Here is a 12774-nt window from a genome sequence, read left to right on the forward strand (position 1 = left end):
GTAGTATGAAACGTGTTCTCGCTTCTGTACCGGCCCGCACTAGCAGTTACCGGGGCAAAACTATAACCTGTTTCAGTATTGGGTACCGGACGGCGGCGCGCCCGACGTCGCGGAGGTGACGGTTCGACATGACCGACGTGGTGTTCCACCGGTTGCGGGTGGCCGAGGTCATCGCGGAGACGGCCGAGGCACACTCGCTGGTCTTCGACCCGCCGCGTGGCCGCACCGAACCGCTGCCCTACCGGCCGGGGCAGTTTCTGACCCTGCGGATCCCCAGCGAGCGCTGCGGGTCGGTGGCGCGCGCCTACTCGCTGTCCAGCTCGCCGCACGTGGACCCGCGGCTGCAGGTGACCGTGAAGCGGACGCCGGACGGCTACGCGTCCAACTGGATCTGCGACAACGTCACCGCGGGCACCGAGCTGGACGTGCTGGAGCCGGCCGGCGTGTTCACCCCGAGGTCGCTGGAGGAGAACCTGTTGCTCTTCGCGGCGGGCAGCGGTATCACGCCGATCATGTCGATCGTCAAGTCCTCGCTCACCGCCGGAAGCGGCCGGGTGGTGCTGATCTACGCGAACCGGGACGAGCGGTCCGTCATCTTCGCCGGCGAGCTGTCCCGGCTGGCCGAGGCGCACCCGGACCGGCTGGTGGTGGTGCACTGGCTGGAGTCCGTGCAGGGGCTGCCCACCGTGGCGGGCCTGCGCGGGCTGCTGCGGCCGTTCACCGACCACGAGGCGTTCATCTGCGGGCCCAAGCCGTTCATGTCCGCGGTGCGCACCGCGCTGCGCGAGGAGGGCGTTCCCCGGGAGCGCACCCACCTGGAGCGGTTCGCCTCGCTCGGCGGCAACCCGTTCGAGAGCGCCAGGCCCGCGGACGGCACCGCGACCACCGGCACCACGCCCGCGGCCACTCGCGCCGCGGAGAACGGGCATGCGGACACCGGCAGCGAGCCGGACGCGGCCGGGCCGGCGGCCACCGACCGCGCTGACGGCGCGGCGGTGGGTGGGCGGACCGCGACGGTCGAGGTCGAACTGGACGGCGAGCGGCACACCCTGCCCTGGCCGGAGGGCAAGCCGCTGCTGGACCTGATGCGGGAGCACGGGCTGGACGCGCCGTTCTCGTGCACCGAGGGAAGCTGCGGGGCATGCACGTGCCGGGTGACCGAAGGCGAGGTGCGCATGCGGCGCAACCAGGTACTGGAGGACGAGGACCTGGCCGAGGGCTACGTACTCGCATGCCAGGCGCTCCCGGTCACCGACGCGGTGCGCGTGGACTACGGCTGACCCCTCGGACCGAAACAGGTTCTCGTAGGCGGGCGCCTTGCCGGCCGGACATCTTGTCGGCCGGAACTCACCACACTACTGTCTAGACACGTGTCCGATAGTGTGACCACCGCGTCCGGACGGCTCCCCGTACGAGGTTGCCGGCATCGGCGGAAGCTGGTTCCGCTACGCCGGTGACTGGCGGTGGTGCTGGCAGCGGGACTTCTTCGACATGGGCAGCGCGGCCGCGCTGTTCGTGGAGATGCTCAGGGCTGGCGCGCTCTCCGCGGGGATGCGGCAGCGCATCGAGCAGGCCGCTTCGGGTGAAGCCCAGCCCGGGCACTACCGGCGCGGCGAGTCCCCGATCGAGATCTGGTAGCCGGCGCCGTCGGCGCGTTACCGTCCAACGTCGGTGGCGCCGGTGCGGCACCGGGCACGCGGTTCGAGTAGGTGCGGAGGCATGCGGTGAAGATCGAGGTCGACTACGACGCCTGCGAGGCGAACGGTGTCTGCGAGGCGGTGGCGCCCGAGGTGTTCCACGTGGACGACGAGGACAACCTGAACATCATCGCCGACCCCACCCCGCAGACGGCCGACAAGGTGCGGCAGGCGGTGCAGTCCTGCCCCAAGGCGGCGCTGAGCCTGCGGGAGGACTAACCGGCCGCCTCCGGAGACCGGCTTTCGGCCGGCTGGCTTTCCGGCGGCCGGCCCTCCGACGCCGTGGGCGGGACGTGCGGCGTGCCGTCCCGCAGCACATGCCGCGCACGGCCCCGCTCGCCGTACGGTTCGACGTCCAGCAGCGCGCCGCACGAGGCCAGCGAGAAGTAACCCCTGGTCTCGCTCTCCACCTCGTGGCGGACGTCCATGTAGTGCTGCGGGAAGCCGGGGTCGAGCTGCAACTGCTTGAAGATCGCCGGTACGCCGTCGCCCTCATGATCCTCCGGATCCGCTGCGTGTAGACGGAGCTGGCGCCGCGCCACTCGTCGACGGCGATCTCCTCCACCGCCCGCTGGCCGTACCGCAGCCCGATCGCGGCGAACACCGAGCGGTCCAGCAGGTGCACGATCAGCGCGTACTCGCGCACCAGCCGCACCAGCGCCGCCTTGGACAGGTCCTCGTACCGGAAGTCCGGGTCGAACTCGCCGGAGTAGTCGTCACGCTCGGGCATGGCGCGGGCTCCCTTCCGGCAGGTACGCCGTGTACGCATCGAGGACGGGAAGCACCTCGTCGCGCGGCCCGGCCGGCACCCGCAGCACCACCTCGCCCAGGCCGAGTCCGGCGTAGTAGTCCAGTTTCGCCGGGGTCGGTTCCACCCCGAACGGGATCACGGTGAGCGTGGCCGGGTCCCGGCCGGCGGCCTCGGCGGCGCGGTGCAGCGCGGGCAGCGCGTCCCGCACCCCGGACCCGCCGATCGGCAGCCACCCGTCGGCGTACTCGGCGACGTGCCGGAACAGCGTCGCCCCCGGAGCACCGCCGATCAGCACCGGTGGCCCGGGCGCCGGCTTGGGCCAGGACCAGCTCGGCGCGAAGCGGACGAACTCGCCGCGGTAGCCGGCCACGTCCTCGCGCCACAGCGCGCGCATGGCCAGCACGTGCTCGCGCGCCCGCGCCCGGCGGGTGGCCGGGTCGACGCCGTGGTCGGCCATCTCCTCGCGGTTCCAGCCGAACCCGATGCCGAGCACGAACCGGCCGCCGGAGACGCGGTCCAGGGTGGCGATCGCCTTGGCGGTAACGATCGGCTCCCGCTGCGCCGGCAGGCACACCCCGGTGCCGAGCCGGATGGTGCTGGTGACGGCCGCGGCGGCGGACAGCGCGACGAGCGGGTCCAGCGTCCGCGCGTAGTCCTCGGGCAGCACGTCCACCCCGGTCGGTGGCGGGCTCTCCCGGCTGACCGGGATGTGCGTGTGTTCCGGCAGGAACAGCGAGGCGAAGCCGCGGTCCTCCGCCTCCCGGGCCAGCTCGACCGGTGACATGGTCCGGTCGGTGGCGAAGATGGTGACGCCCAGCCGCATCAGCCGCTCCCCTGGTTCGTCTCGGCGGGCGGTTGCTCGCCGAGGATCTTCTCGATCCGCATGGTCAGCTTCGTGCCCAGCGGCCACCCCACGTAGTGGGTGAGGAACAGGCCGATCTCGCGCAGTTGCTCGGCGTCCAACTCGCCGCCCGCCAGCGCGGCCCGGACCTGGATGTCGGCCACGTCGACCAGCCCCTGCGCGGCCAGCGCGCCGAGCAGCAGCAGACTAGAGTCCATCAATACTCACCGGCAAGGGATCGAAGAGTAGAACCCGTTTCGTGCCCTCGGCGCGAACGCCGTTGACACAAGGTATCGAAACCGTGGAACGTGTTCTACATCTGGCGGCGGGCGGAAGGAACGGGTGACATGGCGGCGAGCGCGCGTACCACGGAAGATGATCGGCGGCGGGTGCCGGTGCTCGCCGAGGTGCCGGCGGAGCGGCGGGAACTGGCCGCCCGGGTCCGGGAACTGGTCGAGGAGATCGTGCACACCGACGCGCCCGCCGCCGACCTGCTGACCGCCGCCGAGTGGATCGCCGGCGCCACCGCGCTGCTGCGCACCGCCCGGCGGGACCGGCCGATGCTGCTCGCCCACGACGGCGGCTACCAGGTCAGCATGCACAGCCCGGTGGAGGGCCCGGGAAACCCGCTCGCGCCACCGATGACCGGCCTGGTGGCCGCGGACGGCGAGATGCGCGCCACCGCCGTGCTCAGCGGCGCGTACGAGGGACCGCCCGGCCGGGTACACGGCGGCTGGGTGGCCGCGCTGCTGGACCACGCTGTGGGCCGGGCGGTGGCGTGCGCCGGGCTGCCCGCGATGACCGTGTCGCTGACCGTGGACTACCGGCGCGGCACCCCCTACGGCGTGCCGCTCACCGTCCGCGCGCGGTTCACCGGTAGCGAGGGCCGCCGGGTCTTCGCCACCGGGGAGATCGTCGCGGACGGCGAGGTCACCGCCGAGGCGTCGGCGATCCTGGTCGCCATCCGCGGGCTGCCGGCCAGCACCCAGGACGGGTAGGCATCAGTGAGGTGATCCCACGGTGACGGTGAGCGTGCCGGGCTGGGCGGACTGCACCTTCCCCTCGAAGTCCACCCCGTCGGGGTGCACGTCGTCGTACGGGAAGGCGTAGCCCAGCCCGTCGGGCAGCGTGGCGTGCACGATCCGGGCGTAGTGGTTGGTCGCCGGCTCCCGGTAGAACGTGGCCGGGTTCTCCCCGGTCGGCTGCCTTGCGTTGACCAGCAGCGTGGTGCGGTTGAACGCGGCGGCCAGCCGGGCGCTGAGGTTGCCCATCTCGTCGTTGCCGGTGGTGAACGGCGGCTGGCTGCAACTGAACACCGCCGGCGTGGACGGCTTGGCGAAGCCGCCGACCCCCGGGAAGGTGAGCGTGCCGTTCGACACCCGGCCGGTGACCGTGCCCCAGCCGGACTGCGTGTCGATGACCAGGTCGGTGCCGGCGTAGTGCTGCCACACCGCGTCGATGTAGCCGTCCAGGTACCCGGCGAACAGCGAGCCGTCCGCGGCGATGGCCTGGTTCGGGCTGAGCGCGCGCAGCGGCCGGTCGTCCGGGCCGTTGACGACGAGCTTCGCCCAGTCGCCGCCCTGGGCGCGCAACGCGCCGCACACGGTGTCCAGGCCGCCCCGCGGCAGCCCGCGCACCACCTGGGTGCCCTGCGGAGTCTCCAGGGAGAGCGCGATCGGCAGCGAGACGAGGTCGACGAAGCTGATGTTGGCGTAGAGCTGTGTGGTGTCGTAGGTCAGCTCGCAGAAGCCCCAACTGACGTCGATGTTCGGATCGGAGCGGTTGGTCGCCGAGGGCATCACGATCGCCGGGCCGGGATTGACCAGGAAGGTGAGCTTCTTGCCCACGGAGAACCAGATCCGGCCGCCGACCAGGTGCGGAACGGCGATCGTGCGGGCCGGGCCGCCGGTGCCGCCCAGCGCGATCGCGCAGTCCACGTCCAGCGGCGCGCCCGGCGCGGGGGGCGACGGCGGGTGGTAGACGGTGCGGCCGTCCGCGCGCAGCAGCATCCACGCGTTGCCGTTGCTCGGGTCCTGGCCGGTGACGTAGGCGTAGACGGTGTCCGACCCGGTTTCGTTGGCCAGCGCCACGGTCAGCGTGCCCGGGGTGTCCGCGGCGGCCAGCGGTATGCCGGGGGATCCGGCCGACGGCCGGCCCAGCGTGGTGACCAGGGCGGCCGCGGAGGCGCCGAGGAAGTTCCTGCGGGTGATCACGGTTCGACCCCTTCGACGTCGTTGTCTCGGATCGACGTCTATGGGAGCGCTCTCACGGCCGGCCGGGCAAGCCGGCGTTCGACGGGCGCGGTACATCCGAACGGCTCACGCCGATGGTCGGCCGGCGGCGGTCGCCACGGCGCGGCCGGCGCGGCGGCCGGAGAACACGCAGTCCGCGATGGACAGTCCGCTCACGTACGACTCCGAACACACCCCGACGGCGTTGCGGCCGGCCGCGTACAGCCCGGGGACCACGGTGCCGTCCTCCCGGGTGACCGCCCCGGACTCCTCGTCCACGGTGAGCCCGCCCAGGGTGATCATCGGGCAGGGGTAGCCGCGCCGGGTGCGCAGCGAGCAGTCGAACGCGTAGAACGGCGGCCGCGCCAGTGGGTGCACGTGGTCCGGGTCCTTGCCCATCGCGTCCCGCTCCCCCGCGCGGGCCGCGGCGTTGTACGCGTCCAGGGTGGCGCGCAGGCCGCCGGCGTCGATGCCGGCGCGCCGGGCCAGCTCCTCCAGGCTGTCCGCCTTAACGTGGCCTACGGTGAACAGGTACGTGGCCTGCAACCGCTGGAACCACAGCGTCTGCTCGGGTAGCTGCCGCCTGGCCTCGCGCAGGATGCGCTGGTCCACGACCAGGTACGCGTGGCCGCCGTGGTGGTTGACGATCCGGTCGCCGACGGTAGCTCCGTAGAGCATCTCGTTGCACACCCGCCGCCCGTCCCGGTCCACCAGCACGCCCTCGACCAGTGCCAGCGGCGGGTTGTAGAACCGCCAGGCGGACACCCGGTGCATCTGCCCGGTGCCGCCGCCCGCGCGCTGGCCGAGCCGGATGCCGGTGCCGTCGTCGCCGATCGTGCCGAGTGCGGAACCCGCGCGGTAGGCGGGCGCGTGCGCGGCGAGCATCCTGCGGTTGAACACGAACCCGCCCGCGGCGAGCACCACGCCGCGCCGCGCCCGCACCCGGTACGGCACCGCGTAACGGTCCTCGATCCGGCGCAGCGGCCGGTCCAGCAGCTTGCCGGCGGGCCGGAAGTAGATGTTCAGCTTGCGGTTGGCCCGGGACAGCAGCCGGTGCATCGCGCGCGCCGCGCCGGGTGGGACACGCCGGCAGGCGACGCCGACCACCCGGCCGGTCTCGTCGGTGACCAGGTCGGTCGCCGCGGTCTGGGTGGACACCCGGACACCACGCCGCCGCGCGGCGGCCAGCAGCCTTGCCGCCAGCACCTTGCCCGAGGTGCCCCGGCCGCGCACCCGGTGCCCGCGCGGTGCCGGGGCCGCCTTGTCCGCGTACGGCGGGGCCAGCTCGTTGCCGGAGTAGTAGAGGTAGTGGCGGTTGGTCGGGTAGGACGTCTTGTACGGGCACAGGCTTGCCTCGAACGGCACGCCGTGCGACTCCAGCCAGGCCAGGTTGGCCACGCTGTCCGCGCAGAACCGGCGCAGCGTCGCCTCGGACACCACGTCGCCGGTCTCCAGCCGCAGGTAGTCGAGCATCGCGTCGACGGTGTCGTCGAACCCGGCCTGTTCCTGGTAGGGCGTGCCGCCGCCGGCGTAGACGATGCCGCCGCTGATCGCGGTGGCGCCGCCGCCGCCGTAGCGGTCGATCGCGAGCACGTTCGCGCCGTGCTCGGCGGCCTCGATCGCCGCGCAGGCGCCGGCACCGCCGAAGCCGATCACGACCACGTCGGCCGCGTCGTCCCACTGCTGCTCCATCGGGGTTCCCTCAGGCACTCGCGGCGGCTTCCCGCCGCAGTTCCAGCGCGATGTCGATGAGCTGGTCCTCCTGGCCGCCGACCAGCTTGCGCGCCCCGGCCCGGATGAGGATCTCCGCGCCGGACACGCCGTAGCGTTCGGCCTGGTGGTAGGCGTGCTTGAGGAAGCTGGAGTACACCCCGGCGTAGCCCATCATCAGCGCCAGCCGGTCCAGCCGGCACTCCTCGGGCATGGCCGGGCGGACCACGTCCTCGGCCGCGTCGACGATCCGGAAGAAGTCCACTCCGGTGCGGATGCCGAGCTTGTCGCACACCCCGACCAGCGCCTCGACCGGGGTGTTGCCCGCGCCGGCACCGAACCGGCGGGTGCTGCCGTCGATCTGCACCGCGCCGGCCCGGGCCGCGATGATCGAGTTGGCCACCGCCACGTCGAGGTTCTCGTGCCCGTGGAAGCCGATCTGCGCGTCGTCGCCGAGTTCCGCGGCGATCGCCTCGACCCGCTCGCCCACCTGCTCCAGCACCAGCGCGCCCGCCGAGTCGACCACGTACACGCACTGGCAGCCGGCGTCCACCATGATCCGGGCCTGCTTGGCCAGCACCTCCGGCGGCTGGGAGTGCGCCATCATCAGGAACCCGACGGTCTCCAGGCCGAGGTCCCTGGCCAGCCCGAAGTGCTGCACCGCGACGTCGGCCTCGGTGCAGTGGGTGGCGATCCGGCACACCGAGGCGCCGTTGTCCCGGGCGATGGCGATGTCCTCCTTGACCCCGACGCCGGGCAGCATCAGCACCGCGATCTTCGCCTGCCTGGCGGTCTCCGCGGCGATGGTGATGAGCTCCTGCTCGGGGGTGCGGCTGAAGCCGTAGTTGAACGACGAGCCGCCCAGCCCGTCGCCGTGGGTCACCTCGATCACCGGCACCCCGGCACCGTCCAGCGCGGCCACGATCGCACGCACCTCGTCCGCGGTGAACTGGTGCCGCTTGTGGTGCGAGCCGTCCCGCAGCGAGGTGTCGGTGATCCGGATGTCCAGCGTGTCGGAGAACGTCTTCGGCAGCATGGCATCTCCTCGCGGCGTCACACCGTGGCGGTGGCGGTGGCCAGGGTCCGGGCGATCTCCTCGCCCACCTTGGTCGCGGCGGCGGTCATGATGTCCAGGTTTCCCGAGTACGGCGGGAGGAAGTCGCCGGCGCCCTCAACCTCCACGAAGATCGAGACCCGGGCGAGCCCGCCGCTGGTCTCCGACGGCGGGTCGAACTGCGGGTCGGCCAGTAGCCGGTAGCCGGGCACGTAGCCGGCGATGTCGGCGACCATCCGGTGGACCGAGTCGGCCACCGCGTCCGTGTCGGCGTCGGCGGGGACGGCGCAGAAGATGGTGTCCCGCATGATCATCGGCGGTTCGGCCGGGTTCAGGATGATGATCGCCTTGCCGTGCTCGGCGCCGCCGATCACCTCGATACCCCGGCCGGTGGTCTTGGTGAACTCGTCGATGTTCGCCCGGGTGCCCGGCCCGGCGGACACCGAGGCCACCGAGGCGACGATCTCCGCGTACGGCACCGGCACCACCCGGGAGACGGCGTGCACCATCGGGATGGTGGCCTGCCCGCCGCAGGTGATCAGGTTGACGTTGGGCGCGTCCAGGTGCTCGCCGAGGTTGACCGGGGGCACCACGTACGGGCCGACGGCCGCCGGGGTCAGGTCCACCGCCCGGATGCCGGCCTCGGCGTAGCACGGCGCGTTGGCCCGGTGCACGGAAGCCGAGGTGGCCTCGAACACCAGGTCCGGCCGATCGTCCCGGGCAAGCAACCAGTCCACGCCGTCCGCGGTGGTTTCCAACCCGAGCTTGGCGGCGCGGGCCAGCCCCTCGCTGGCCGGGTCGATGCCGACCATCCACCTCGGCTCGACGAACTCCGAGCGCAGCAGCTTGTACAGCAGGTCGGTGCCGATGTTTCCCGACCCGACGATCGCCGCCGATACCCGCTTACTCATGTCTCTCCCCGATCGAAGGTCAGCGACACCGCGCCGAGGCCGGCGAACTCGGCGCGGAAGGCGTCACCCGGCCGCACGTCGATGGCCCTGGTGCAGGATCCGGGCAGCACCACGTTCCCGGCTTCGAGCCGGACGCCGAACCCGGCGACCTTGCGGGCCAGCCAGGCGACCGCGGTCACCGGGTTGCCCAGCACCGCGTCCGAACGTCCCTCGGCGACCCGCTCGGCACCCCGCCACAGCACCGCGTCGATGCCGCAGACGTCCACATCGGACGGTGGTACCCGGCCCCGGCCCAGGACGAACGCGGCGGACGAGGCGTTGTCCGCGACGGTGTCCGGCAGGCTGATCCGCCAGTCCCGGATCCGGCTGTCGATCAGCTCGATCGCGGGAGCCAGCGCCCCGGTGGCGGCCAGCACGTCGTCCTCGGTGCAGCCGTCGCCGGGCAGGTCGCGGCCGAGCACGAAGGCGACCTCCACCTCGACGCGCGGGTAGCAGAACCGGTCGACCGGGACGGGGGTGTCCTCGGACAGTTCCATGTCGGCGAGCAGGTGGCCGTAGTCGGGCTCGTCCACGCCCATCATCTGCTGCATGGCCTTCGACGACAGCCCGACCTTGTGGCCGACCACCCGGGCGCCGCCGGCCACCCGGCGCCGGATGTTGACCAGTTGGATCTCGTAGGCGTCCACCACGTCCATCGCCGGGAACTTCGTCACCAGCGGCTCGATGGGCGTGCGGTTCCGCTCGGCGGTGCGCAGCGCCTCCGCGGCCGTCGCCCGCTCCTCAGCGCTGAGCACCGCAACTCCCTCGGTCGCACCCCGCACCCACCGGCGCCTCCACCAAGACGTGTAACAGGTTCCTCAAGCTATCCAACCGTTCCGGGGGAACACTGTCTATGGGAACCGTAGCATTTCACGGCGACTGAACTATAACCTGTTTCAGTCGTACCGAGCCCGGGAGTTTCCATGATCGGCGCAAGCCGTCGAGGCAAGGAGGTGCCATGACCGGGAACGCGCCCGGACTCCCCGAGGACCGCGCCGGGGACGCCACGTTCGACGTCGTCGTGGTGGGCAGCGGTGCCGCCGGCATGACCGCCGCGCTGGCCGCGGCCGACGCCGGCCTGCGCACCGTGGTGGTGGAGAAGGCGGCCCACTTCGGCGGCTCCACCGCACGCTCCGGCGGCGGTCTCTGGGTGCCGAACAACGAGGTGCTGCGGCGGGCCGGCGCCCCGGACAGCCCGGAACTGGCCAGCCGGTACCTGGAACACCTGGTCGGCGACCTGGTACCGGCGGAGCACCGGCGGGCGCTGCTTTCGGCCGGCCCGGCGATGCTGTCCTTCGTATGCGCGCACACCCCGCTGCGGTTCACCTGGGTGCGCGGCTACTCGGACTACTACCCCGAGGCGCCCGGCGGCCTCGCCGAGGGCCGCACCGTGGAGCCGGTGCCGCTGGACGGCCGGGTGCTTGGCGCGGAACTGGCCAAGCTCAACCCCCCGTACGTGGCCCCGCCGAGCGGCATGACGGTGACCGCGGCCGAGTACAGGTGGCTCAACCTGATCGCCCGGCACCCGCGGGGCATGCTCACCGCGGCCCGGGTGTCGCTGCGCCGGATCGTCTCGCTGGCCCGCCGCCGGCAACTGCTCGCGCTCGGGCAGGCGCTGGCCGCCGGGCTGCGCGCCGGCCTGCAACGTGCCGGGGTGCCGGTGTGGCTCGCCACCCCGCTGGTGGACCTGCACGTCGAGGCCGGCCGGGTGGCCGGCGTGGTGGTGCTGCGCAACGGCGCCGAGGTGCTGCTGCGGGCCCGGCACGGGGTGATCCTCGCCTCCGGCGGGTTCGAGCACAACGAGCGCATGCGCAAGCAGTACCAGCGCAAGCCGATCGGTACCGAGTGGACGGTCGGTGCGGCGGAGAACACCGGAGACGGCATCGAGGCGGGCCAGCGGTTGGGTGCCGCGGTGGCGCTGATGGAGGACGCGTGGTGGGGGCCGTCGATCCCGCTGTCCGGCGGCCCGTACTTCTGCCTGTCCGAGCGGACGCTGCCGGGCTGCATCATGGTCAACGCCGCCGGCCGCCGGTTCGTCAACGAGGCCGCGCCGTACGTGGACGCGGTGCATGCGATGTACGCCGGCAACGAGACCGGCGTCTCGCACATCCCGGCCTGGCTGATCGCCGACCAGCGCTACCGCAACCGGTACACGTTCGCCGGGCTGCCGCCGCGGCAGCGCTTCCCGGGCCGCTGGTACAAGGCGGGCGCGGTGTACAGCGCCGGCAGCATCGAGGACCTGGCCCGGCTCATCGACGTTCCCGGCGACGAGCTACGGGCGACGGTGCGGCGGTTCAACGGCTTCGCCCACGCTGGCCGGGACGAGGACTTCCACCGCGGCGAGAGCGCCTACGACCACTACTACGGCGACCCGCGGCTGCCCAACCCGAGCCTGGCGCCGCTGGAGCAGGCTCCGTTCCACGCGGTCCGGATCGTGCCCGGTGACCTGGGCACCAAGGGCGGCCTGCGCACCGACGCGCACGCCCGGGTGCTGCGCGAGGACGGCACCGTCATCCCCGGCCTGTACGCGGCGGGCAACGCCAGCGCCGCCGTCATGGGCCACACCTACGCCGGCGCCGGCGCGACCATCGGGCCCGCGATGACCTTCGGCTACCTGGCCGCGCTGGACATCGCCGCCCGCGCCCAGGTCGCCGCCGAGCCCGCACGGCGCCCCGGGCCAACGCGCCGGGCATGAACCCGGGCGGCGGTCACCGGCCGACCAGTTGCTGCTGCTCGACGGCGCGATCACCAACCGCGGCGGTCACCGGCAGGCGGGATGCGGCTACGCACGCCAGGACGGCGGCCGCCACCCTGCTGGCCGCGGCGAGCGGCGACCGGTGAACCCGGTGCGACCCGGCTTTCGGTGCGCCATACTCGCCGCACCGAGGCAACGGATCGGAAGGCAGGGGTAGGCGATGCACAAGGTCGTGGTGCTGTACCCGGAACCGGAGGACCGCCAGGCGTTCAAGGAGCACTACGAGCGCACCCACCTGCCGCTGGTGGCCAAGCTGCCCGGACTGCGGGCCATGCGGTACAGCTTCGACGTGTCCGCCTTCGGCGGCGCCGACTCGCCCTACTTCGCGATCTTCGAGGGCGACTTCGACGACGCCGACGCGATGGCCGCGGCGTTCGCCTCGCCGGAGGGCCGGGCGGTGCAGGCGGACGTGCCCAACTACGCCACCGGAGGGGCCGTGGTCATGCACTACCCCGTTCGCGAACCGTAAGCGCCGCAGCCTCGGCGCCGCGATCGCCGGGCGGGTGAGCGACCTGCTCGGTCGTCGCGGCTCGATCACGCTGAGTCGCTCGGCCTCGCCTACTCGGCGTGGATCTTCGCGGCGATCGGCGTGGTGCTGTTCGCGCTGGTGGCCAGGTTCGTGCCGGAGACCAAGGGCCGCAGCCTCGAGGAGATCGAGCTGGACCTGCGGGCCCGCGCGCACCTGCGCACCTCCGCGGCACCGGCCACCCCCGCCGGGATCTGACGGCTGTCCGGAAGTGGACTGACCTGCGATGACGAGCACGGGAACGCGCCAGGGCGAAGCC

Annotated in this window: 14 protein-coding genes and 1 pseudogene; 7 read left to right on the top strand and 8 right to left on the bottom strand. The window is 72.6% G+C overall.

Going from position 1 to position 12774, the window contains the following annotated elements; genetic code table 11:
* Window positions 1-128: 128 nt before the first annotated feature.
* The 3 genes from FFT21_RS06985 (at window position 129) to FFT21_RS06990 (ending at window position 1916) form a co-directional block, all read left to right on the top strand.
* A complete protein-coding gene (locus FFT21_RS06985) occupies window positions 129-1280 on the top strand; it encodes a ferredoxin--NADP reductase (RefSeq protein ID WP_137812934.1) in 1152 nt (383 codons plus the stop codon).
* Window positions 1281-1491: 211 nt separating this feature from the next.
* A complete protein-coding gene (locus tag FFT21_RS28775; protein ID WP_153816539.1) occupies window positions 1492-1638 on the top strand; it encodes a hypothetical protein in 147 nt (48 codons plus the stop codon).
* Window positions 1639-1724: 86 nt separating this feature from the next.
* Window positions 1725-1916, top strand: coding sequence for a ferredoxin (locus FFT21_RS06990; protein ID WP_137812935.1), 192 nt, complete (start codon window positions 1725-1727; stop codon window positions 1914-1916).
* Here the strand turns inward: FFT21_RS06990 and FFT21_RS06995 are convergent.
* The 3 genes from FFT21_RS06995 to FFT21_RS07005 all read right to left on the bottom strand — a co-directional run bounded on the left by FFT21_RS06995 (window position 1913) and on the right by FFT21_RS07005 (window position 3507).
* A complete protein-coding gene (locus tag FFT21_RS06995; protein WP_137812936.1) occupies window positions 1913-2239 on the bottom strand; it encodes a hypothetical protein in 327 nt (108 codons plus the stop codon). The genes FFT21_RS06990 and FFT21_RS06995 overlap by 4 nt on opposite strands.
* 174 nt (window positions 2240-2413) lie before the next feature.
* Complete coding sequence (locus FFT21_RS07000; protein WP_137812937.1) at window positions 2414-3271, bottom strand: TIGR03619 family F420-dependent LLM class oxidoreductase; 858 nt, start codon at window positions 3269-3271, stop codon at window positions 2414-2416.
* On the bottom strand, window positions 3271-3507 hold the full coding sequence (locus FFT21_RS07005) for a hypothetical protein (RefSeq protein WP_225978152.1): 237 nt from the start codon (window positions 3505-3507) through the stop codon (window positions 3271-3273). The genes FFT21_RS07000 and FFT21_RS07005 overlap by 1 nt, the downstream gene beginning before the upstream one ends.
* 129 nt (window positions 3508-3636) lie before the next feature.
* On the opposite strand from FFT21_RS07005, the gene FFT21_RS07010 reads away from it, so the two are divergent.
* Window positions 3637-4287, top strand: coding sequence for a PaaI family thioesterase (locus FFT21_RS07010; RefSeq protein WP_137812938.1), 651 nt, complete (start codon window positions 3637-3639; stop codon window positions 4285-4287).
* 3 nt (window positions 4288-4290) lie between these two features.
* Here FFT21_RS07010 and FFT21_RS07015 read toward each other — a convergent pair whose 3' ends face one another.
* From FFT21_RS07015 to FFT21_RS07035, 5 genes are all read right to left on the bottom strand, one after another.
* Window positions 4291-5502 (bottom strand): glycoside hydrolase family 64 protein, encoded by a 1212-nt coding sequence (locus tag FFT21_RS07015; RefSeq protein WP_225978153.1) that lies wholly within the window; start codon window positions 5500-5502, stop codon window positions 4291-4293.
* Window positions 5503-5607: 105 nt separating this feature from the next.
* Entirely contained in the window at window positions 5608-7212 is a 1605-nt protein-coding gene (locus FFT21_RS07020) for an FAD-binding protein (RefSeq protein WP_137812940.1), read from the bottom strand.
* Between the two features lie 10 nt (window positions 7213-7222).
* Complete coding sequence (dmpG, locus tag FFT21_RS07025) at window positions 7223-8266, bottom strand: 4-hydroxy-2-oxovalerate aldolase (protein WP_137812941.1); 1044 nt, start codon at window positions 8264-8266, stop codon at window positions 7223-7225.
* 17 nt (window positions 8267-8283) lie between these two features.
* A complete protein-coding gene (locus FFT21_RS07030; RefSeq protein WP_137812942.1) occupies window positions 8284-9195 on the bottom strand; it encodes an acetaldehyde dehydrogenase (acetylating) in 912 nt (303 codons plus the stop codon).
* Entirely contained in the window at window positions 9192-9989 is a 798-nt protein-coding gene (locus tag FFT21_RS07035; RefSeq protein ID WP_225978154.1) for a 2-keto-4-pentenoate hydratase, read from the bottom strand. The genes FFT21_RS07030 and FFT21_RS07035 overlap by 4 nt, the downstream gene beginning before the upstream one ends.
* Before the next feature lie 203 nt (window positions 9990-10192).
* On the opposite strand from FFT21_RS07035, the gene kstD reads away from it, so the two are divergent.
* From kstD to FFT21_RS07050, 3 genes and pseudogenes are all read left to right on the top strand, one after another.
* Window positions 10193-11929: a 3-oxosteroid 1-dehydrogenase gene (gene kstD, locus FFT21_RS07040; RefSeq protein ID WP_137812943.1), complete on the top strand. Its 1737-nt coding sequence runs from the start codon at window positions 10193-10195 to the stop codon at window positions 11927-11929.
* A 220-nt stretch (window positions 11930-12149) separates the two neighbouring features.
* Entirely contained in the window at window positions 12150-12458 is a 309-nt protein-coding gene (locus FFT21_RS07045) for an EthD family reductase (protein ID WP_137812944.1), read from the top strand.
* Between the two features lie 84 nt (window positions 12459-12542).
* Window positions 12543-12713 (top strand): annotated as a pseudogene (locus FFT21_RS07050) (MFS transporter); the annotation flags it as partial.
* Window positions 12714-12774 lie beyond the last annotated feature (61 nt).

The organism is Gandjariella thermophila, from assembly GCF_005405885.1.
GTDB lineage: Bacteria > Actinomycetota > Actinomycetes > Mycobacteriales > Pseudonocardiaceae > Gandjariella > Gandjariella thermophila.